Here is a 19,874-nt window from a genome sequence, read left to right as displayed (position 1 = left end):
CCACCGTGACCGACGCGCCGCACCCCCCGCTCCCGCCGACCCGGCGGGTACGGATCCTCGGTGGGCGGATCACGCTCCGGGTCGACCGTCGCGCGGTGCTCGTCTGCGCCACGCTGGCCCTGGTGGTCGTCGTGATCGCCGTGTTCACCCTCGGCACCGGCGACTACCCGATCCCGGCGCTGGACGTGGTCCGCACCCTGCTCGGCCACGGCACCCCCGCACAGGACTTCATCGTGCAGACCCTCCGGCTGCCGCGCCTGCTCACCGCCGTGCTCGTGGGGGTGGCGCTCGGTATCGGCGGGGCACTGTTCCAGAGCATGTCGCGTAACCCGCTCGGCAGCCCCGACATCGTCGGCTTCGACACCGGAGCCGCCACCGGGGCGCTGGTGGTGATCCTGCTGATCGGTGGCGACAGTGCACAGGTCGCGATCGGCGCGGTGCTCGGCGGGATCGGCACCGCGATGCTGGTCTACCTGCTCGCGGCCAAGCGCGGCGCCCCCGGCTTCCGGCTCATCCTGATCGGCATCGCGATCGGCGCGCTGCTGCTCGCCGTCAACTCGTACCTGATCACACGCGCCGAGCTGACCGACGCCCGCCAGGCCCACCTCTGGCTCACCGGCAGCCTCGACGGTCGCGGCTGGGAACAGGTACGGCCACTCGCCCTCGTCGTGCTCGTCCTGCTGCCGTTGGCCGTGATGCTCGGCCGCAACCTGCGGATGCTCGAACTCGGTGACGAGCCGGCACGGGCGCTCGGCGTACCGGTCGAACTGACCCGGATCGCGGTGCTGCTGGTCGGCGTCGGGCTGACCGCCACCGCGACCGCCTCGGCCGGACCGATCGCGTTCATCGCCCTCACCGCCCCGCAGTTGGCCCGTCGGCTGACCCGCGACGGCGGGCCGAACGTGCTCCCGGCCGCGTTCATGGGCGCCGCCCTGCTGGTCGCCAGCGACCTGGCCGCGCAACGCCTGTTCCACCCCGTCACCCTGCCGGTCGGGGTGCTGACCGCCGGCATCGGCGGGCTCTATCTGGCCTGGCTGCTCGCCGGGCAATGGCGGAAGGGACTCGGATGACCGGCTCGACGAACACCCTGACCCCGGTGCCCGGCACCGCTCCCGGCACCACCCGACTGAGCTGCGCCGACGCCACCCTCGCGTACGACCAGCGGGTGGTCGCCGAGTCGTTGAGCGTGGCCATCCCGGACCACTCGTTCACCGTCCTGGTCGGACCGAACGGCTGCGGCAAGTCCACCCTGCTGCGGGCGCTGGCCCGGCTGCTGACCCCCCGCCGTGGCACCGTCCACCTCGACGGCCGGTCGATCCACGAACTGCGGGCCAAGGAGGTCGCCCGCCGGCTCGGGCTGCTGCCCCAGACGACCATCGCGCCGGACGGCATCACCGTGCTCGACCTGGTCGCCCGCGGCCGGTACCCGCACCAGGGCCTGCTGCGCCAGTGGTCCCCGGCGGACGAGCAGGCGGTCGCGGAGGCGATGTCCGCCACCAACGTCACCGACCTCGCCGGCCGGTACGTCGACGAACTCTCCGGCGGGCAGCGGCAACGGGTGTGGCTGGCGATGGCCCTGGCCCAGCAGACCCCGATCCTGCTGCTGGACGAGCCGACCACGTTCCTCGACATAGCCCACCAGATCGAGGTGCTCGACCTGGTCGCCCGGCTCCGCGAGGAACAGGGCCACACCCTGGTCGCGGTCCTGCACGACCTCAACCACGCCTGCCGGTACGCCACCCACCTGATCGCGATGCGCGACGGGCGGGTGGTGGCCCAGGGCCCACCGGCCGACATCATCACCGCCGACCTGGTCGAAGAGGTCTTCGGCCTGCCCTGCCGGGTGATCACCGACCCCGAGTCAGGCACCCCGCTGATCATCCCGAGAGCGCGCCGCGCCGTACGGCCGTAGTCGCTCGAACCCCCTCACCAACCGCACGTCCACTACGACTGGAGAACCATGTCCAAGCACCTCCTGACCCGGCGCGGATTCCTGCGCGGTGCCGGCGCCACCGGCGTACTGCTCGGCCTGGCCGCCTGCGGGGACTCCGGCGACAAGCCCGGCGCCGGCAGCCCGTCCGGGGCGGCGCAGCCGTTCCGCTACACCGACGGCCGTGGGATCACCGTGGACCTGGCCAGCCGGCCGCAGCGGGTGGTCGCGCAGAGCAGCGCCGCCGCCGCCCTCTGGGACGCCGGTTTCCAGGTCACCGGGGTCTACGGCGAACTGGGCACCACCGACGGCAAGCTCAACTACCAGGCCGGCAACATCGACCTGAGCAAGGTCGAAGTCGTCGGCAAGACGTGGGGCGAGTTCAACCTGGAGCGGTACGCGGCGCTGCGCCCGGAACTGCTGGTCGACCTCTCGTTCGACGACAAGACCCTCTGGTACGTCCCCGAGGCCAGCGCCGACAAGGTGTTCGGGCTGGCGCCCTCGATCGGCATGAAGATGCCCGGTCTCGACCTGCCGGCCATCATCGACAACTTCATGGCGCTCGCGGCCCAGCTCGGCGCCGACCCCGACGCCGCACCCGTCAAGGCCGCCCGGTCGGAGTTCGACGCGGCGGTCGCCGAGATCAAGACCGCCGTCGCGGCAAAGCCCGGCCTGCGGGTGCTGGCCGTCTCCCGCGACGCCACCAAGCTCTACATCGCCGACCCGAAGATGCACCCCGACCTGAAGCACCTGGCCTCGCTCGGCGTCCAGTTCGTACCCACGGCGAAGCCGCTGGGCCCCGGCCAGTACTTCGAGGAGGTGAGCTGGGAGCAGGCCGGCTCGTACCCCGCCGACGCGATCATCTACGACGGCCGCGAGGTGCCCGCCATGGCCGACACCGTCAGCAAGATCGCCACCTGGACCAACCTGCCCGCGGTCAAGGCCGGTCAGGTCTACCCGTGGCAGACCGCCGCGCCGTACAGCTTCGCGGCCAACGCCCCGATCTACCGCGACGTCGTGGGCTGGTTGAACAAGGCGAAGCCGCTGGGCTGAGCCTCCGTACTCCGCCGGCGGCCGGGGTCAGCGGCCCGCCGGCGGGCCGATGCCGTACGGCCGGCTGGCCGATCGCCGTACGCGACCCGCCGCCCGTGGGTCAGCGGCCGTACGGCAGGTCGATCAGCCGGTCGTCGGTGACCTCCGGCGCCGGGGCCCAGGACTCGTAGATGCCGCGTTCGTAACACTGCGCGCCGCAGGCCGCCACGCTGTCCGGGTTCGGCCGGCACAGCCGCAACCGCAGCCAACCGGTCTCCTCGCCCAGGACCAGGCAGAGCACGCCCCGCCAGGTGGCATACCGGGCCCGGCGGCGAACCCCCTCGACCGGGTAACGCGCCGCCCGGGTCATCGCCAGCACCCGGAAACCGCCGGGCAGGTCGGCGATCGCCTCGTACTCCTGGTCGTGGTAGTCGCCGACGAGCTGCGTGGTCCGGGCGGTCTCGCCGATCGGCAGGTACTCCTGGTCCGGCGAGATGCCCGGCACCGAGGCCAGCAGGTGCCGCCAGCGCGGACCGGCCATCCGCAGCCACGCTCGCTGCTCCGGCTGGTACGTGTAGAGCACCACCTCGTCACCGGCCGGCGAGTACGCCACCAGGGCCGCGTTCGCCGGCAACGGCAGGTCGGCCATGTCCCGGGTGACGAACTCCGGGATCAGGTGCCGCCCGCTGGGGGTGAACCCGGTGCCCAGCACCGGCGGCCCGACCCGGTCGTGCGGCGGGATCGCCACCAGGCCCGCGTGCCGGTCACCACCGGGTACGTCGTAGTCGAGCGGGTCGATCGCCCGCCAGCGCAGCGCGTACGCGACGTCCTGCCCCTCCCGGCCCCCCTCCGGGTCGGTACGCAGCAGCGACAGGTCCTCCGGCGTACGCAGGTGGGCGATGTCGTACTCGCGGTAGCAGAACCCGTACGGCAGCCAGCCGCGCAGGTGCCCGGCGAGCTGGCGGGCGGAGAGCACCTTGACCATCGGGGTGCCCCGGCGGACCAGAGCCGAGGCGCGCACGCTCGCCAGGATCGGGTCGGTGGCGCCGGCCGCGGTCTGGCTGAGCTGGTGGATGTCCGCCCAGTTCCGGGCCCGGTTCAGCGGCGCCATCAGCGGTGGCTCCAGCTCCGGGTCGCCGCCCGACCTGGGCCCGTACACGGCGCTCACCTCGCTGGCGTGCACGAACCGGTGCCATGGCCGGCGGGCGTCCGGGCGCGGGTCGCGGGTGAATCCGGGCAGCTCGTCGGCACTGAACAGCTCGTACGCCGCACCGCGGGCGAGTTCTTCGGCCGGGTGGTTCACGCCGGCGTGTGTCACCACCAGCCCGGCTGGCGCCTCGGGCACGTCCCGTGTCTGGGGGGTGACGCTCATGCGCGCGACGCTAGGAGGGTTCGGTGCCGTTGAGGTAAACGGCGGGTAACCGCCAGGGAGTGCGACCGAAGGATGGTCGATGTCGGCTCAACGGGCAGCGACCATCGACCACGCGGCCCAGCCATGATCGGCTCTCCGGGTACGCCTCGAGTGGTCGGGGTCGGTATGTGATGCTGACGGCGATGACTGAGCCGACCGAATCCCGCCGCGAGCGGGCCGCCCGCCGGGCCGGGGAGTTCCCGCCCGCGCCCGAGCCGCTGCCCCTGCCGGTGCTGGACAGCCACACCCACCTCGACATCACCGTCACCGAATCCGGCACCCCCGGAGCCCCCGCGCCCGTACCCCCCGGTGCACCCGGACCGGTACCCGTACCCCCTTGCGGGGATCCGGTCAATCGCCTCATCGAGGTCGCTGCCGCCGCTGGTGTCGACCGGCTGGTCCAGGTCGGCACCGATGTGGAGTCGTCGCGCTGGGGCGCCGAGGCCGCCACCCGGTACCCGGCCGTGCTCGCCACCGTCGCCCTGCACCCCAACGACGCGCCGCGCCTGCCCGACCTCGACGCGGCACTGCGCGAGATCGAGGCGCTCGCCGGCCAGGACCGGGTACGCGGCATCGGCGAGACCGGGCTGGACTTCTTCCGTACCGGCGACGAGGGGCGGGCGGCGCAGGAGGAGAGCTTCCGGGCGCACATCGCGATCGCCAAGCGGTTCGACAAGGCGCTGGTCATCCACGACCGCGACGCGCACGCCGACGTGCTGCGGGTGCTCGACTCCGAGGGCGCACCGGCAACCGTGGTGCTGCACTGCTTCTCCGGCGACGAGGAGTTCGCGGCCGAGTGCGTGCGACGCGGTTACGTACTGAGTTTCGCCGGCACGGTCACCTTCGGCAACGCGGGCGGGTTGCGCGCGGCGGCGAAGGTGACCCCATTGGACCAGCTCCTGGTGGAGACCGACGCGCCGTACCTGACGCCGACGCCGTACCGGGGGCGACCGAACGCGTCGTACCTGATCCCGCTGACGGTCCGCACCCTGGCCGAGACCACCGGTGCCGACCTCGACGAGCTGTGCGCCGCGATCTCCGCCACCGGGAACCGCATCTTCGGACCCTGGTGAAGGCCGAGGGCCGTTCCTGACCGTCGGGCGGGTCAGGAGCGGCGGGCCGGCACCCTCGGCGTACGACGGCCGCCGCGGACTCCCCGGGGGCGGGGAAGCGTCTCCTCGGAGGAGGCGTCGGTGGCGGTGCCGGAGGCGGTACGGGCCGCCGGCCCGGTGCCGGGGCGACCGGCCGTCCACGGGGTGAGCACAAAACCGCGCTTGACGGTGAGCAGCTCCACCCCGGCGCTCCAGGACCGTACGCCGTCGATCCGGGCCAGCGTCCGGGTGGTGAACTCCAGTACGTCGGCATGGGTCGGCAGGATCACCTCGCACATCAGCGACTCCTGCCCGAGGGTCGCCGCGACGTAGCGCACCCCGGTCAGCGCGGCGAGTTCGTGGGCGACCGCCTCCAGCCGGGCCGGGGTCACCGAGAGCCAGAACAGCAGCTCCGCCTCGAACCCGAGCGCCGCCGCCGGGACCAGCGTGATGACCTGTACGCAGCCGGCGCCGTGCAGGGCCTCGAACCGGCGCCGTACGGTGCTCTCGCTGATGCCCAGGCCGAGCGCGACGGCGTGGAAGCTGGTCCGCCCGTCGTGCCGCAGGGCGGCGATGATCCGTTCGTCCACCTCGTCGAGGTGGTCCGGCGGACAGTCGTGCACCGGCGGCGTCGGCGTCCGCCTGTCGTCCCCGAGCAGCCGGCGACTCCACTCATGGTCCGACTTGTACGTGTGCAGCAGCAGGTCGGCGATGGTCGCCTGCACTCCCGGGATCCGCTGCACCGCGCTGAGCACGCTGTGCATGCTGGTCCCGCGCGGCACCAGCAACTCGGCGACCAGATCGTGGGCGCCGGTCAGCACGGCGACGAACCGCACCTCGGGCCGGGCGGCCAACGCCCGCGCGGTCGGCAGCTGACTGCCGGGCGCACAGCGGACCCGGACGATCAGCAGGTCGACCGGGCCGCCACCGGGCTGTGGTGCGACGGCCACCTTGACCAGCCCCCCGGCGATCAGCTGCTGGGCCCGGCGGGCCACCGTGGTGACCGAGGTCCCGATCAGCGCGGCGATCTCCGTCCAACTCGCCCGGCCGTTGACCTGCAGCGCGGCGACGATTCGCCGGTCGGTCGGGTCGAGGTCGTACGGGCCGGAAGCCATCACGCGGGGGAGACGGTCGACGGGGCGCCGGAGATCGGCGCCGCGATCGTCCGGCCGTCACGGGCGGGGATCATCGGGTTCGGTCGTTCCACGGTGACCAGCGTGGGGTACGGAACGCCGGTCAGCAACGCCGCCATGTCCAGTTTTCGGCTAGCTGGTAGGGAAAGCGGAGTTGTACGCGGGGTGTCGGATCGGTAGGTTTCCGGCAGCCGAACGCCGAAGGCACGGTCGCCGTCCCCGGCCGAAGGGCCGGCAGTCCCTCCCGTCGCCCGCCCCGGCGCCTCCCCGGCCGTCCAGGACAGCCGGCACGGCGTGCCGGTCGGCGGCCCGACACCGCCCCGTAGGCTCTGGCCTCATGACCGGACTCCTCGGCCCGGCGGAGATCCGGGAACTGGCCGCCCGCCTCGGCGTCGCGCCGACCAAGAAACTGGGCCAGAACTTCGTCCACGACCCCAACACCGTGCGCCGGATCGTGGCCGCCGCCGAACTCGCCCCGGACGACGTCGCCCTGGAGGTCGGCCCGGGACTGGGCTCGCTCACCCTCGGGCTGCTCACCGCGGCCGCGCACGTACACGTGGTGGAGATCGACCCGACGCTGGCCGCGGCGCTGCCGGCGACCGTCGCCGACCGCGCCGGTACCGCCGCCGACCGGTTGACCGTGCACCGCGCCGACGCGCTGCGGATCACCGCCGCCGAACTGGCCGAGCCGGCACCGACCGCGCTGGTCGCGAACCTGCCGTACAACGTTGCCGTGCCGGTGGTGCTGCACCTGCTCGCCGAACTGCCGAGCCTGCGTCAGGGGTTGGTGATGGTGCAGAAAGAGGTCGCCGACCGGCTGGTCGCCGGTCCCGGCTCCAAGACGTACGGCATCCCGTCGGTGAAACTCGCCTGGTACGCGACCGCGCGGGGCGCCGGCAAGGTCCCGCCGAACGTCTTCTGGCCGGTGCCGAACGTCGACTCCGGCCTCGTCGCCTTCACCCGCCGGGAGCCGCCCCGCACCGACGTACCCCGGAAGAAGGTCTTCGCGGTGGTGGACGCGGCCTTTGCGCAGCGCCGCAAGACCCTGCGCGCCGCGCTCGCCGGCTGGGCCGGTGGCGCGGACCAGGCCGCGGCGGCGCTGACCGCGGCCGGCGTCGACCCCGGCGCCCGGGGCGAGGCGCTCACCGTGGAGCAGTTCGCCGCGATCGCCGCGTCGGCCCCGACCGACGCCGAACGCGCCGAGTAGGCTGGCGCCCGTGCTGTCGACGAGGCCCCTACCGTCCCCACCCGACGTCACCCCGGCGGTGGCGCCACGGGTCCGGGGCCGTGCCCGGTGACCGAGGCATGGCGGCCCGACGACGATGAACGGTCCCGGCGCGCCGCGACCGGCCCGGTCCGGGTACGCGTCCCGGCGAAGATCAACCTGCACCTCGGGGTGGGCCCGCTGCGCCCCGACGGCTACCACGAACTGAACACCGTCTACCACGCCATCGCGCTCTACGACGAGCTGACCGCCCGGCGCGGCGACACCCTCACCCTCACGATGGAGGGGGAAGGGACCGGTGAGCTGGCGCTCGACGACGACAACCTCGTCATCCGGGCCGCCCGTGCGCTCGCCGCACACACCGGGGTGCCCGCACACGCCCGGCTGCACCTGCGCAAGCAGATCCCGCTCGCCGCCGGTCTGGCCGGCGGCAGCGCCGACGCCGCCGCCGCGCTCGTCGCCTGCGACACGCTCTGGGGCACCAACCTGTCCCGCGACCAACTCGCCGCGATCGCCGCCGACCTCGGCTCCGACGTACCGTTCCTGATCTTCGGCGGCACCGCGCTCGGCACCGGCCGGGGCGAGACGGTCAGCCCCGTACTGGCCCGGCCGACCACCTGGCACTGGGTGGTCGCGATCGCCGACGGCGGCCTGTCCACCCCGACCGCGTACCGGGAACTCGACCGGTTGCGCGCCGACGGCGCCGCCCCACCGCCGCTGCCGAACGCCGACGCACTGCTCGCCGCACTGCGCCAGCGCAGCCCCGCCGTACTCGCCGCGACCCTCGGCAACGACCTGCAGGCCGCCGCCCAGTCGCTGCGCCCCGCCCTGGTGGCGACCCTCAAGGCCGGCGAGGCCGCGGGTGCGCTCGCCGGCATGGTCTCCGGCTCCGGCCCCACCTGCGTCTTCCTCGCGGCCGACGCCGTCGCCGCCAGCCGGATCGCCGCCGAACTCGAGACCACCGGGGTCTGCCGCGCCGCCCGTACGGCCACCGGCCCGGTTCCCGGCGCCCGCGTGATCTGACCGGCCGACGGGTACGGCACCCGCGTAGGCTTGAGCTACTCCAGGCGTCCCCTCGTGCCGGCCCGACCGGCACCCGGGGCGCCTTTGATCATGGAAGGTGGGCTCGTGGCCAACATCGTCAACCTGGACCGGGTGTCCAAGGGCTATGGCGCGGCCGGGCAACTGCTCACCGACGTGTCCCTCGGCCTCGACGACGCCGACCGGATCGGCGTCGTCGGACTGAACGGGGCCGGCAAGTCGACCCTGCTCCGCCTGCTCACCAAGCTCGAAGAACCGGACAACGGGCGGGTCACCCACCGCCGTGACCTGCGGGTCGCCTGGCTGCCGCAGACCCTGAACCTGGACGCCGAGGCGACCGTACGGGACGTGGTGCTCGGCACCGCCTGGCTGGACCAGAGCATGGGCGCCGAACACGAATGGGCCGGCGACGCCGGAGTCCGGGGAATCCTGGACGGGCTCGGCATGCCGTACCTCGGGCTCGACCAGCCGGTCGGACCGATGTCCGGTGGCGAACGACGCCGGGTCGCGCTCGCCGCGCTCCTGGTCCGCACCGCCGACCTGCTGATCCTGGACGAACCGACCAACCACCTCGACGTGGCCGGGGTCGACTGGCTGGCCCGCCACCTGGTCAACCGACGGGGCGCGCTCGTGGTCGTCACCCACGACCGCTGGTTCCTCGACGCGGTCTGCACCACCACCTGGGAGGTCGGCGACCAGACCGTACGGGCCTACGAGGGCGGCTTCGCCGCCTGGACACTGGCCCGGGTGGAACGGGAACGGGTCGCCGCCGCCACCGAAGCCCGCCGGCAGAACCTGCTCCGCAAGGAGATCGCCTGGCTGCGCCGGGGTCCGCCGGCCCGTACCTCCAAGCCCCAGTTCCGGATCGACGCCGCGAACGCGCTGATCGCGGACGTGCCACCGCCGCGCGACACCATGTCGCTGCAACGGATGGCCACCTCCCGGCTCGGCAAGCAGGTGTACGACCTGGAGAACGTCACCCTGCTGGCCGGCCCGAAACTGATCCTCGACGACCTCACCTGGCAGGTCGGCCCCGGCGACCGGATCGCGATCGTGGGCGCCAACGGGGCCGGCAAGACCACGCTGCTGCGCCTGCTCGCCGGTGTACGCGAACCGGAGAAGGGCAGGATCAACACCGGTTCCACCGTACGGCCGGCGTTCCTCTCCCAGGAACTCTCCGAGCTGCCCAACCAGTTGCGGGTGCTCGAAGCCGTCGAGGAGGTGGCCCGGCGGGTCGTACTCGGCGACCGGGAACTGGGCGCGTCGCAGCTCGCCGAGGTGTTCGGCTTCGACGACCGTCGACTCTGGACCCCGGTCGGCGACCTCTCCGGTGGTGAACGCCGCCGGTTGCAGATGCTCCGGCTGCTCGCCGCCGAGCCGAACGTGCTTCTCTTCGACGAACCCACCAACGACCTCGACACCGACACCCTGGCCGCACTGGAAGACCTGCTCGACTCCTGGCCCGGCACGATCATCGTGGCCAGCCACGACCGGTACCTGATCGAACGGGTCACCGACGTGGTCTACGGCATGTTCGGCGACGGTCGACTGGTCCACCTGCCCGGCGGCGTCGACGAATACCTCGCCCGCGCCGAGTCGGGCCAGGGCGGCCGGACCCCCACCGCGACCGTCGCCTCCGCAACCGCCACACCCGCGGGCGGCACCGGGCCGGGCGGCAACGGCGACGGAGCCGGTACGCCCCAGCTCAGCGCCGCCGAGGTGCGGCTGGCGAAGAAGGAACTGAGCAGGCTGGAACGGCAGATCGGCAAGCTGGACCAGCGCGAGTCGGCGCTGCACGACCAGATGGCCGAACACTCCACCGACTACGCCAAGGTCGCCGAACTGGACGGCCAACTGCGCGCCGTACGGGCCGAGCGGGAACAGATCGAGGAGAGCTGGCTGTCCCTCGCGGAGCAGGTGCCGGGGTCCTGACCCCGGGCGCCCCGACCGCTGGGGGCGGGCGTGTGCGGCGTCACACCGCCGCATGCGGGACAATAGTTGACGACCCCCACCGGCACGGCGTTGGAGAGTTACGACTATGGCCCACAACCCCGTCAACCACCCCGCACGCCCGATCTACCGGGCGATCGGCGGCCTGACCGGTCTATACCTGGTCATCTTCGGTGTCCTCGGGCTCATCGAGACCGGTGGCAACGAAGCGTTCGCCCAGGACGAGACCACCACCGTGCTCGGCCAGGGCACCAACCTCGGCCACTCGGTGCTCGCCGTGGTACTCGGCATGATCGTCCTGATCGCCACCGGTCTGGGCCGCAACATCGACGCCGCGGTCAACAAGTGGTTCGGCTACCTGCTGATGGTGGTCAGCCTGGCTGGCCTCGCGGTGATCCGTACGGACGCCAACTACCTCAACTTCAGCATCGCCGGAGTCGTGGTCACCATGATCGCCGGGCTGGTCCTGCTGATGGCCGGCATGTACGGCCGGGTCGGCTCCGAGGACGAGGCACAGGCGTGGCGGGACGGGCGCCTGGTCCTCTGAACCGGGGCGGGCGCCGGGTGCGCTGACCGGGGCTGATCCGTGTTCGCCGGAAACCGCCTCCTCATCTGGGTGACAATTCGGAAGAATCATCACCCGTACGGAGGAGAAGTCGGTGGCGCACATCCCCATCAACCACCCGGCGCGCACGCTCTACCGGGTCATTTCCGGACTGGTCGGCCTCTACATCCTGATTTTCGGGATCTTCGGCATCGTCGAAACCGCCGGTGAGTCGCTCTTCGCACGCGAGGGCAACTACGCCCTCGGTCTGCGTACCAACCTGGCGTTCTCGCTGGTCTCGGTGGCCTTCGGGATCGTCATCATGATCGGCGCATCGCTGCGGGGCAACCTCGGCCACTTCATGAACCTGACCGCAGGCGTGGTCTTCCTGGTCGTCGGACTGGTCATGCTCAGCGTGCTCCAGACCGACGCGAACATCCTCAACTTCTCCGTCGCGACCGTCGTGGTGTCGCTGATCTTCGGCCTGATCACGCTCGCCACCGGCCTCTACGACAAGATCGGGCCACCGGAGCACGCCGAGGAGGAACGGCGATACCGTCGGGCCGCCTCGTCCGAAACCTCACCCGGTTGACCGGTAGTACGGCGTGCCCCGACCGGGACGAGAACGTTCAACGCCCCCGGCGGGTCAGCAGGGTCGGCTTCGCCTCCAGGTGCGAAAGCCCGTGCCAGGCCAGGTTGACCAGGTGCGCCGCCACCGTCTCCTTGCGCGGCTTGCGTACCTCCAGCCACCAGCGACCGGTCAGGGCCACCATGCCGACCAGCGCCTGCGCGTACAACTCGGCCAGTTTCGGGTCGTAACCACGACTTTTGAACTCCGCACCCAGGATGTGCTCCACCTGGTGCGCGACGTCGTTGAGCACGCTGCTGAAGTTCCCCGTCGCCGACATCACCGGCGACTCGCGCACCAGCACCCGGAACCCGCTGGTCTCCTCCTCGATGTAACTGAGCAGCGCCAGCGCGGCCTGCTCCAGCAACTCGCGGGGATGCCCGGCGGTCAGCGCGGCGGCCACCCTGTCCAGCAGGGCCCGGACCTCCCGGTCCACCACCACCGCGTAGAGGCCTTCCTTGCCACCGAAGTGCTCGTAGACCACCGGCTTCGACACCTTGGCCCGCGACGCCACCTCCTCGATGGAAGTGGCGTCGAAGCCCCGTTCGGCGAAGATCTGCCGCCCGATGGAGATCAGCTGCTCGCGGCGCTGCGCCGCTGACATCCGTACCCGGGAAGATGGCTTGGTCGGCGCCGCCGGTGGTCGCCCACGCCCGCTGCCCCCGCTGCTGCTCGGGCTCTCTGTCACCCGGCCATCCTGCCAGGTGGCAGGTTCCGGGACGGTGCCCGGCGCGGCGCGGTCACTGTGGCGCGGCCGGTTTCACCAGTTTCGCCGCAATCCGCTCCGGCTTCGGCCACCGTACGTCGAACGCCGCACCGGCCTTCTCGAAGATCCAGATCACCCGCGCCGAGATGTCCACCTGGCCGCGCAGCACCCCGTGTCGGGCGCAGGTCGGGTCGGCGTGGTGCAGGTTGTGCCAGCTCTCGCCGAAGGACAGGATCGCGAGCGGCCAGAAGTTCGACGCCTTGTCACCCTGGCGCACCTCGAACGGGCGCTCGCCGTAGACGTGGCAGACCGAGTTGATCGACCAGGTCACGTGGTGCAGCAGCCCGACCCGGACCAGGCCGGCCCAGAAGAACGCGGTCAGCGCGCCCTGCCAGGACCAGGTGACCAGGCCACCGATGGCGGCCGGCGCGAGCAGCGAGATGCTCACCAGCAGCGGGAAGAGCCGGTCCACCCGGCTGATGTCCTTGTCTGCCAGCAGGTCCGGGGCGAACCGCGCGCGGTTGGACAACTCGCGGTGGAACAGCCAGCCCATGTGGGCGAAGAAGAGGCCCTTGGTCAGACCCCAGACGCTCTCGCCGAACCGCCACGGCGAGTGCGGGTCGCCTTCCACATCGGAGAAGGCGTGGTGGCGACGGTGGTCGGCCACCCACTGGGTGATGTTGCCCTGGACCGCGAACGAACCCGCGACCGCCAGGGTGACCCGCAGCCAACGCTTGGCCTTGAACGAGCCGTGGGTGAAGTAGCGGTGGAAGCCGACCGTGATCCCGATCCCGGCGACCACGTACCAGACCGCGGCGATCGCGACGTCGGTCCAGGTCAGCCAGCCGCCCCAGGCCACCGGAACGGCGGCGATCAGGGCGATGAACGGCACGATGACAAAGGACCAGAGGGCGATCAGGATGCCCGTCTGCTGCTTACCTTCGGTGAGCGGCTTCGGGCCCTTTTCGGTGGTTTCCGTGGGCGGTCCGGTCAGGGTGGTCGACATGGCACCTCGCTGGGCGGAGACGGGGACGAGATCGGTAACTTACGCCTACGTCACCGTAACCTACGGCACCGTAACTCGCCATGGGTGCGTTCCTGGCAGTTCCCTACGAGCTCTTGACGAAACCTGTCGTACGCGCGTACTAATCTGCTGTTCATGACCGACGATCTCGCCACCGAGGCCCGGCGGCTGCGTACCGTCGAAGGCCTTTCCGTGGGCCAGATCCGGGCCCGTCTCGGCATCGGCAAAGACCGGCTGTACGCGCTGCTGCGCGGTGTCCCGGCACCGGAGTGGACCCGGCGGCCGAACGCCAAGGACGAGGTGCGCGACCGGGCGGTGCGGTTGCGGGAGGACGGCTGGTCGGTCACCGACATCGCCACCGAACTCGGCGTCGCCAAGTCCACCGCCTACCAGTGGGTCCGGCACCTGCCGCTCGATGTCGACTCCGAGCGGGCCAGGCGGAAGCGGGCGCATTCGAAGGTGATGACCGACGCGCGTTGGGCGCGGCACCGCCAGGAGCGCGACGAACGGCAGGCGGAGATGCACGCGGTCGAGGCCGCCCGGGTCGGTTCGTTGAGCGAGCGCGACCTGTTGTTGGTGGGGGCCGCTGTCTACTGGTGTGAGGGAAGCAAGTCGAAACCGTGGCGGCGCAACGATCGGTTGACCTTCACCAACAGCGACGCGGGGCTGCTGGCACTCTTCCTGCGCTTCCTGGAGTCGTGTGGCGTCGATCGAGCCGCGCCGACGTACCGGGTGAGCATCCATGAGTCCGCGGACGTGGAGGCGGCGACGGCCTGGTGGATCGAGGTGCTGGGCCTGCCCGCCGACCGATTTCGAACGCCGACGCTCAAGCGGCACCGGGCGGTCACGAACAGGCACAACACCGGTGAGTCCTATCGTGGCTGCCTGGTCGTGGACGTGCCGGGCAGCAGGGAACTGTACTGGCGGATCGAAGGCGTCGTCCGTGCGCTGGCCGGTGAGGCGCTAAAGCGATTCGGTGAGGGCTCGGCCGAGGCGCTACGCTGACACTGCTCTTCCTTCGGCCGTGGTGTAATTGGCAACACCCGGGTCTTTGGTACCCGTATTTCAGGTTCGAACCCTGGCGGCCGAGCTGTTCCCTTAGTCCGTTTTGTTCGGTTCGAGGGAACCCCGCGACCGGTTCCGGTGGCGCGGTTAGCATGGGGCCGCAGACTGCCAACCGTTCTGACGGGAGCTCCCTCGTGTCCCAGCCCCGCGTCCGCACCGTAGTCGTCCTCGCCGCGGGCGAGGGCAAGCGGATGAAGTCGGCACTGCCCAAGGTGTTACACCCACTGCTCGGCCGTACGTTGGTCGGTCATGTGCTGGCCGCCGCCGCCCCGCTGGCCCCGGACCACACCCTGGTCGTGGTCGGGCACGGCGCCGACCAGGTCACCGGGCATCTTGCCGAGGTTGCCCCCGACGCCAACGCGGTCCTCCAGGCCGAGCAGCGCGGCACCGGACACGCCGTCCGGATCGCCCTCGACGCCGCCCCCGACCGGGCCGGCACGGTGATCGTGATCAACGGCGACGCGCCGCTGCTCCGGCCCGAGACCGTCGCCGCGCTGGTCGAGGCGCACGAGACGGCCGGCGCCGCGGCAACCGTGCTCGCCGCCGAGGTGCCCGACCCGACCGGCCTGGGCCGGATCGTCCGGGACGAGGCCGGGCGGCTGGAGCAGATCGTCGAGGAGCGCGACGCGACCGCCGCGCAGCGCGCCATCCGGGAGATCAACGCCGGCATCTACGCCTTCGACGCGGCCCGGCTGCGGGACACGCTGGGCAAGCTGTCCACCGACAACGACCAGGGCGAGGAATACCTCACCGACGTCTTCGGCCTGTTCGCCGCGACCGGCGAGCCGGTGGTCGTACACGTCGCCGCGGACGCGAGCGAGACGCTCGGCTGCAACGACCGGGTCGAGCTTGCCGCGCTGCGGCAGTTGCTGCGCGACCGGGTCAACACCGGCTGGATGCGCGCCGGGGTGACCTTGCTCGACCCCGCCACCACCTGGATCGACGTCACGGTGACGCTCGACCGGGACGCGGTGGTGGACCAGAACACCCAGCTTCGCGGGGCGACCACGGTCGGTGCCGGTGCGGTTGTCGGCCCGGACGTGACCCTGATCGACACGAGCGTCGGTGCCGATGCGACGGTGCTGCGCAGCCACGCGGTCAGCGCGGTGATCGGTGACCGGGCGAGCGTCGGACCGTACGCCTATCTGCGGCCGGCCGCCCGGCTTGCCGAACAGGCGAAGGTGGGTACGTTCGTAGAGGTGAAGAACTCCGAGGTCGGTGTCGGCGCCAAGGTGCCGCACCTGACGTACGTGGGTGACGCCACCATCGGTGCCCGGGCCAACATCGGCGCGGCGACGATCTTCGTGAACTACGACGGGGTGGCCAAGCACCACACCACGGTCGGTGAGGCGGCTTTCGTCGGCTGCGACACGACCCTGATCGCCCCGGTCGAGGTCGGCGCGGGCGCGTACGTGGCGGCCGGCAGCGCGATCGACTCCGACGTGCCGCCCGGCGCGCTGGGGGTGGCCCGGGGTCGGCAGCGCAACATCGAGGGTTGGGTGGCCCGTCGGCGGGCCGGTACCCGGTCGGCGGAGGCGGCGGAACGTGCGCAGGCCGCGGCGGCGGAACGTGGACCTTCGGGGGCCGGCGGCGCAAGCCAGGGTGAGGCAATCCACGCGGCGGCCGATGCGGGTGGCGTCAGCCCGGCCAAGGGAGATACTGCAACCGAATAGTCCCTGGTCCACCGCCAGGAACCACCGACCAACGGGAGCAGACGAGCCGATGGGCAGCATCGTCGCCGAAAACCGCAAGAGCCTGATGCTCTTCTCCGGGCGGGGCTTCCCGGAGTTGGCGAAGGAGATCGGCGAGGTACTCGGAGTGGCGCCCACGCCCTCCGATTCGTACGAGTTCGCCAACGGCGAGATTTTCGTACGGTTCAAGGAATCGGTACGTGGTTCGGACGCCTTCGTGGTCCAGTCCGTCACGCACGGGGTGAACCGTTGGGTGATGGAGACGTTGATCATGGTCGACGCGCTGAAGCGCGGTTCGGCCAAGCGGATCACCGTGGTCCTGCCGTTCTACCCGTACGCGCGGCAGGACAAGAAGCACCGGGGGCGGGAGCCGATCTCGGCCCGGCTGGTGGCGGACCTGCTCAAGACCGCGGGTGCGAACCGGATTCTCACCGTCGACCTGCACACGGCACAGATCCAGGGTTTCTTCGACGGGCCGGTGGATCACCTGTTCGCGATGGACATCCTGGCCGAGTACGTCGAGCGCCAGTACGCGGGGCGGCCGATGACGGTGGTCGCGCCGGACTCCGGTCGGGTACGGGTGGCGGAGCGGTGGACGGACCGGCTCGGCGGTTGCCCGCTGGCGTTCATCCACAAGACCCGTGATCCGCTCAAGCCGAACCAGGTGGTGGCGAACCGGGTTGTCGGTGACGTGGAGGACCGGGTCTGCCTGATCGTGGACGACATGATCGACACCGGTGGCACGATCCGCAAGGCGGCGGACATCCTCTACGACTCGGGTGCCTCGGACGTGATCGTCGCCTCGACCCACGCGCTGCTGTCGGATCCGGCGACCGAAAGGTTGAAGAACAGCCGGATCAGCGAGGTGATCGTCACCAACACGCTGCCGTTGCCGGCGGAGAAGCAGTTGGACAAAATCACCGTATTGTCGATCGCGCCGCTGTTGGCTCGGGCGATCCGCGAGGTGTTCGACGACGGCTCGGTGACCACGCTCTTCGGTGGTCTGAGCTAGGCCGGATCTGGCCCGCGCCGGGGTCCCTCAGTGGCGTCGGCGCGGTTACCCGGGGTACCGCCTGAATGCTTTGCTCGGCCTCGGGTAGGATAGTGCGGTTGCCACGGCGAGGGTGCCCAGCGGGCCGCTGACAGAAGCGCCGCACGGAGGTTCCGTCATCGACGCGGTGCTCCGGGCAGTGCTCTGCACGCAAGAGCCCCAGCGAGCCCCTCGCCCCAGCACCGCCAGCCGACGTTCCGCCGTAGCGACGATATCAGGAGTTTCCCCGTGTCCGAGGTAAAGATCAGCGCCGAGCCCCGTACCGAGTTCGGCAAGGGTGGTGCCCGTCGTACCCGTCGGGCAGGCAAGGTGCCAGCCGTGCTGTATGGCCACGGTGAGGCCCCCAAGCACATCGCGCTTCCCGCGCGTGAGTTCGCCGCGGCCATCCGCCGTGGCGGCGCGAACCAGCTCTTCGCCATCGACGTGAGCGACGGTACCCAGGCGCTCGCCCTGCCGAAGGCGATCCAGCGTGACCCGATCAAGGACACGTTCGAGCACATCGACCTGCTCCTGGTCCGCCGGGGCGAGAAGGTCACCGTCGACATCCCGGTGCAGCTCGTCGGTGAGGCGGCCCGCGACACCCTGATCATGCACGAGCACGACACGCTGTCGGTGAGCGCCGACGCGACCCGGCTGCCGGACCACCTCGAGGTTTCGATCGAGGGCCTGGGCGCCGGTTCGCAGGTCACCGCCGCTGACGTGAAGCTGCCGGAGGGCGTCGAGCTGGTGGCGGACCCGGAGTCGGTGCTCGTGGTGATCACGGGTGCGCCGACCGCCGAGCAGCTCGAGGCCGAGGGTGCCGGGGTTGTCGAGGAGGCGCCGGCCGAGGAGGCCGAGGCTGCCGAGGGCGAGGAAGCCGCCGAGGGCGAGACCGCCGAGGCGAACGAGGCCGAGGCTCCGGCCCAAGCCTGATCGATGTCGTGACACAGGCGCCCCCGACGAGGTCGGGGGCGCCTGTTCCGTACTGCTGACACGCAGGGGAGACGGGTGTGGCGGACGAGGCGGAGCCGTGGCTGGTCGCCGGGCTGGGCAACCCCGGCCGGGAGTACGCGGGCAACCGGCACAACGTCGGTTTCATGGTCGCCGACCTGCTCGGGTCCCGGATCGGGGCGAAGTTCGGTCGGCACAAGCGGGCCGTCGCCGAGGTCGCCGAGGGGCGGCTGGGCTTCGGCGGTCCGAAGCTCGTGCTGGCGAAGCCGCTGACGTACATGAATCTTTCTGGTGGCCCGGTGGTGGCGCTGGCGCAGTTCTACAAGGTGCCGGCGGCGCAGGTGATCGCGGTGCACGACGAGCTGGACATCCCGTACGGGCAGATCCGGGTGAAGGTCGGTGGCGGCGAGGGCGGTCACAACGGGCTGCGGTCGATGTCGAAGTCGCTGGCGACGAAGGATTACGTACGGGTCCGGGTGGGTGTCGGGCGACCGCCGGGGCGGCAGGACCCGGCGGACTACGTGCTGTCGGACTTCTCCCCGGCTGAGCGCAAAGAACTGGACTTTCTGGTCGACCGGGCGGCCGATGTGGTGGAGTCGGTGATCCTCCGGGGAGTGGAGTGGACGCAAAACGCGTACCACAGCGCCTGACCACCGGACGGTCGGCGGTAGTGTGCCGCAGAGGGTGGGGAGGCGGGTTCCGTCAGCGAGGAGGCGGTCAGTGATCGTGCGTGTTGTGGTGGCCGTGGCTGCCCTGACCCCGGGAGTCCGCTGATGGCCACGCCGCCGGTGATCGACAGTGCCTTCGCCCGTTGGCTGGCGGCCCGGGCCGGGGATGCGCTGATGGAGTTGCGGACCGAGGTCGGTCATGCGGATCCGGCAGCGCTCAAGGCGGCCGGGGACAAGGTTTCGCACGATCTGCTGCGTACGGAACTGGCCCGTTGGCGGCCGGCGGACGCGGTGCTCTCCGAAGAGGACGACGGGGCACGGCGGGCCTGGTCGGCCGACCTGGGTCCGGCGGCTCCGCCGAGGATCACCGCCGACCGGGTGTGGATCATCGATCCGCTGGACGGGACGCGGGAGTTCTCCGAGGAGGGCCGGTCCGACTGGGCGGTGCACGTGGCGCTCTGGGCGCGTACCGCGACGACCGAGCACGGGCTGGTCGGCGGGGCGGTGGCGTTGCCGGCCCAGCACCGGGTGCTGGGTACGGACCATCCGCCGGCGTACCCCCCGATGACGCTGCTGTCCGCGACCGCGCCGGGCGGGCAGACGATCCGGCTGGCGGCGAGTCGTAGTCGGCCGCCTGCGTTCCTGACCGAGTTGGCGGACGAGGTGGGTGCGGAGTTGGTGCCGATGGGGTCGGCGGGTGCGAAGATCGCGGCGGTGATCAGTGGTGAGGTCGACGCGTACGTGCATGCGGGTG

Annotated in this window: 20 protein-coding genes and 1 tRNA gene; 16 read left to right on the top strand and 5 right to left on the bottom strand. The window is 71.4% G+C overall.

Annotated elements, in window-relative coordinates; genetic code table 11:
- The first annotated feature begins 5 nt into the window (after window positions 1–5).
- Genes AB0J90_RS31015 through AB0J90_RS31005 form a run of 3 tightly spaced genes read left to right on the top strand, consistent with a single transcriptional unit; the run spans window position 6 to window position 2,983 of the window.
- On the top strand, window positions 6–1,070 hold the full coding sequence (locus AB0J90_RS31015) for an iron chelate uptake ABC transporter family permease subunit (protein ID WP_363602066.1): 1,065 nt from the start codon (window positions 6–8) through the stop codon (window positions 1,068–1,070).
- Window positions 1,067–1,912, top strand: coding sequence for an ABC transporter ATP-binding protein (locus AB0J90_RS31010; RefSeq protein WP_363601944.1), 846 nt, complete (start codon window positions 1,067–1,069; stop codon window positions 1,910–1,912). The genes AB0J90_RS31015 and AB0J90_RS31010 overlap by 4 nt, the downstream gene beginning before the upstream one ends.
- A gap of 48 nt (window positions 1,913–1,960) precedes the next feature.
- Window positions 1,961–2,983 carry an ABC transporter substrate-binding protein gene (locus AB0J90_RS31005; RefSeq protein ID WP_363601942.1) on the top strand — a complete coding sequence of 341 codons (1,023 nt, stop codon included), beginning with the start codon at window positions 1,961–1,963 and terminating at the stop codon, window positions 2,981–2,983.
- A 100-nt stretch (window positions 2,984–3,083) separates the two neighbouring features.
- Here AB0J90_RS31005 and AB0J90_RS31000 read toward each other — a convergent pair whose 3' ends face one another.
- Window positions 3,084–4,334: a hypothetical protein gene (locus tag AB0J90_RS31000; RefSeq protein WP_363601940.1), complete on the bottom strand. Its 1,251-nt coding sequence runs from the start codon at window positions 4,332–4,334 to the stop codon at window positions 3,084–3,086.
- 170 nt (window positions 4,335–4,504) lie between these two features.
- On the opposite strand from AB0J90_RS31000, the gene AB0J90_RS30995 reads away from it, so the two are divergent.
- Complete coding sequence (locus AB0J90_RS30995) at window positions 4,505–5,446, top strand: TatD family hydrolase (protein ID WP_363601938.1); 942 nt, start codon at window positions 4,505–4,507, stop codon at window positions 5,444–5,446.
- A gap of 32 nt (window positions 5,447–5,478) precedes the next feature.
- On the opposite strand, the gene AB0J90_RS30990 is transcribed toward AB0J90_RS30995, so the two are convergent.
- A complete protein-coding gene (locus AB0J90_RS30990) occupies window positions 5,479–6,579 on the bottom strand; it encodes an Lrp/AsnC family transcriptional regulator (RefSeq protein ID WP_363601936.1) in 1,101 nt (366 codons plus the stop codon).
- Entirely contained in the window at window positions 6,579–6,716 is a 138-nt protein-coding gene (locus AB0J90_RS30985; protein WP_363601934.1) for a hypothetical protein, read from the bottom strand. The genes AB0J90_RS30990 and AB0J90_RS30985 overlap by 1 nt, the downstream gene beginning before the upstream one ends.
- Before the next feature lie 218 nt (window positions 6,717–6,934).
- On the opposite strand from AB0J90_RS30985, the gene rsmA reads away from it, so the two are divergent.
- The 5 genes from rsmA to AB0J90_RS30960 all read left to right on the top strand — a co-directional run bounded on the left by rsmA (window position 6,935) and on the right by AB0J90_RS30960 (window position 11,949).
- A complete protein-coding gene (gene rsmA, locus AB0J90_RS30980) occupies window positions 6,935–7,804 on the top strand; it encodes a 16S rRNA (adenine(1518)-N(6)/adenine(1519)-N(6))-dimethyltransferase RsmA (RefSeq protein WP_363601932.1) in 870 nt (289 codons plus the stop codon).
- Window positions 7,805–7,891: 87 nt separating this feature from the next.
- Complete coding sequence (locus AB0J90_RS30975; RefSeq protein WP_363601930.1) at window positions 7,892–8,845, top strand: 4-(cytidine 5'-diphospho)-2-C-methyl-D-erythritol kinase; 954 nt, start codon at window positions 7,892–7,894, stop codon at window positions 8,843–8,845.
- A 105-nt stretch (window positions 8,846–8,950) separates the two neighbouring features.
- The gene (locus AB0J90_RS30970; RefSeq protein WP_363601928.1) at window positions 8,951–10,795 is read left to right on the top strand and encodes an ABC-F family ATP-binding cassette domain-containing protein; all 1,845 of its coding nucleotides are present in this window, start codon (window positions 8,951–8,953) and stop codon (window positions 10,793–10,795) included.
- 106 nt (window positions 10,796–10,901) lie between these two features.
- A complete protein-coding gene (locus AB0J90_RS30965; protein WP_363601926.1) occupies window positions 10,902–11,360 on the top strand; it encodes a DUF4383 domain-containing protein in 459 nt (152 codons plus the stop codon).
- A 112-nt stretch (window positions 11,361–11,472) separates the two neighbouring features.
- Complete coding sequence (locus tag AB0J90_RS30960) at window positions 11,473–11,949, top strand: DUF4383 domain-containing protein (RefSeq protein ID WP_363601924.1); 477 nt, start codon at window positions 11,473–11,475, stop codon at window positions 11,947–11,949.
- Window positions 11,950–11,986: 37 nt separating this feature from the next.
- Here AB0J90_RS30960 and AB0J90_RS30955 read toward each other — a convergent pair whose 3' ends face one another.
- Window positions 11,987–12,589, bottom strand: a complete 603-nt coding sequence (locus AB0J90_RS30955) for a TetR/AcrR family transcriptional regulator (protein ID WP_363602064.1) — start codon at window positions 12,587–12,589, stop codon at window positions 11,987–11,989.
- A gap of 136 nt (window positions 12,590–12,725) precedes the next feature.
- A complete protein-coding gene (locus AB0J90_RS30950; protein WP_363601922.1) occupies window positions 12,726–13,697 on the bottom strand; it encodes an acyl-CoA desaturase in 972 nt (323 codons plus the stop codon).
- A 153-nt stretch (window positions 13,698–13,850) separates the two neighbouring features.
- Here AB0J90_RS30950 and AB0J90_RS30945 point away from each other — a divergent pair, with 153 nt between their 5' ends.
- The 7 genes from AB0J90_RS30945 to AB0J90_RS30915 form a co-directional block, all read left to right on the top strand.
- Window positions 13,851–14,720, top strand: a complete 870-nt coding sequence (locus tag AB0J90_RS30945; protein WP_363601920.1) for a helix-turn-helix domain-containing protein — start codon at window positions 13,851–13,853, stop codon at window positions 14,718–14,720.
- A gap of 13 nt (window positions 14,721–14,733) precedes the next feature.
- A tRNA-Gln gene (locus AB0J90_RS30940) sits at window positions 14,734–14,805 on the top strand.
- 67 nt (window positions 14,806–14,872) lie between these two features.
- The gene (gene glmU, locus AB0J90_RS30935; protein ID WP_363601918.1) at window positions 14,873–16,453 is read left to right on the top strand and encodes a bifunctional UDP-N-acetylglucosamine diphosphorylase/glucosamine-1-phosphate N-acetyltransferase GlmU; all 1,581 of its coding nucleotides are present in this window, start codon (window positions 14,873–14,875) and stop codon (window positions 16,451–16,453) included.
- A gap of 49 nt (window positions 16,454–16,502) precedes the next feature.
- On the top strand, window positions 16,503–17,483 hold the full coding sequence (locus AB0J90_RS30930; protein ID WP_363601916.1) for a ribose-phosphate diphosphokinase: 981 nt from the start codon (window positions 16,503–16,505) through the stop codon (window positions 17,481–17,483).
- 267 nt (window positions 17,484–17,750) lie between these two features.
- Complete coding sequence (locus AB0J90_RS30925) at window positions 17,751–18,434, top strand: 50S ribosomal protein L25/general stress protein Ctc (RefSeq protein WP_363601914.1); 684 nt, start codon at window positions 17,751–17,753, stop codon at window positions 18,432–18,434.
- Between the two features lie 77 nt (window positions 18,435–18,511).
- The gene (gene pth / locus AB0J90_RS30920; protein ID WP_363601912.1) at window positions 18,512–19,102 is read left to right on the top strand and encodes an aminoacyl-tRNA hydrolase; all 591 of its coding nucleotides are present in this window, start codon (window positions 18,512–18,514) and stop codon (window positions 19,100–19,102) included.
- A 123-nt stretch (window positions 19,103–19,225) separates the two neighbouring features.
- A partial coding sequence (locus AB0J90_RS30915) for an inositol monophosphatase family protein (RefSeq protein ID WP_363601910.1) occupies window positions 19,226–19,874 on the top strand: 649 nt, incomplete at its 3' end.

This window comes from Micromonospora sp. NPDC049523, assembly GCF_040676775.1.
Taxonomy (GTDB): domain Bacteria; phylum Actinomycetota; class Actinomycetes; order Mycobacteriales; family Micromonosporaceae; genus Micromonospora_G.
The sequence above is the reverse complement of the archived record's forward strand: the minus strand, read 5'-3'. Positions and strand labels throughout refer to the sequence as shown.

Bases quoted from the DNA above. Each gene is read 5' to 3' on its own strand.
- AB0J90_RS31010 (WP_363601944.1), top strand. From the start codon at position 1,067: ATGACCGGCTCGACGAACACCCTGACCCCGGTGCCCGGCACCGCTCCC.
- AB0J90_RS31005 (WP_363601942.1), top strand. From the start codon at position 1,961: ATGTCCAAGCACCTCCTGACCCGGCGCGGATTCCTGCGCGGTGCCGGC.
- AB0J90_RS31000 (WP_363601940.1), bottom strand. From the start codon at position 4,334: ATGAGCGTCACCCCCCAGACACGGGACGTGCCCGAGGCGCCAGCCGGG.
- AB0J90_RS30995 (WP_363601938.1), top strand. From the start codon at position 4,505: ATGCTGACGGCGATGACTGAGCCGACCGAATCCCGCCGCGAGCGGGCC.
- AB0J90_RS30990 (WP_363601936.1), bottom strand. From the start codon at position 6,579: ATGGCTTCCGGCCCGTACGACCTCGACCCGACCGACCGGCGAATCGTC.
- AB0J90_RS30985 (WP_363601934.1), bottom strand. From the start codon at position 6,716: ATGGCGGCGTTGCTGACCGGCGTTCCGTACCCCACGCTGGTCACCGTG.
- rsmA (WP_363601932.1), top strand. From the start codon at position 6,935: ATGACCGGACTCCTCGGCCCGGCGGAGATCCGGGAACTGGCCGCCCGC.
- AB0J90_RS30965 (WP_363601926.1), top strand. From the start codon at position 10,902: ATGGCCCACAACCCCGTCAACCACCCCGCACGCCCGATCTACCGGGCG.
- AB0J90_RS30955 (WP_363602064.1), bottom strand. From the start codon at position 12,589: ATGTCAGCGGCGCAGCGCCGCGAGCAGCTGATCTCCATCGGGCGGCAG.
- AB0J90_RS30950 (WP_363601922.1), bottom strand. From the start codon at position 13,697: ATGTCGACCACCCTGACCGGACCGCCCACGGAAACCACCGAAAAGGGC.
- AB0J90_RS30945 (WP_363601920.1), top strand. From the start codon at position 13,851: ATGACCGACGATCTCGCCACCGAGGCCCGGCGGCTGCGTACCGTCGAA.
- glmU (WP_363601918.1), top strand. From the start codon at position 14,873: ATGGGGCCGCAGACTGCCAACCGTTCTGACGGGAGCTCCCTCGTGTCC.
- AB0J90_RS30930 (WP_363601916.1), top strand. From the start codon at position 16,503: ATGGGCAGCATCGTCGCCGAAAACCGCAAGAGCCTGATGCTCTTCTCC.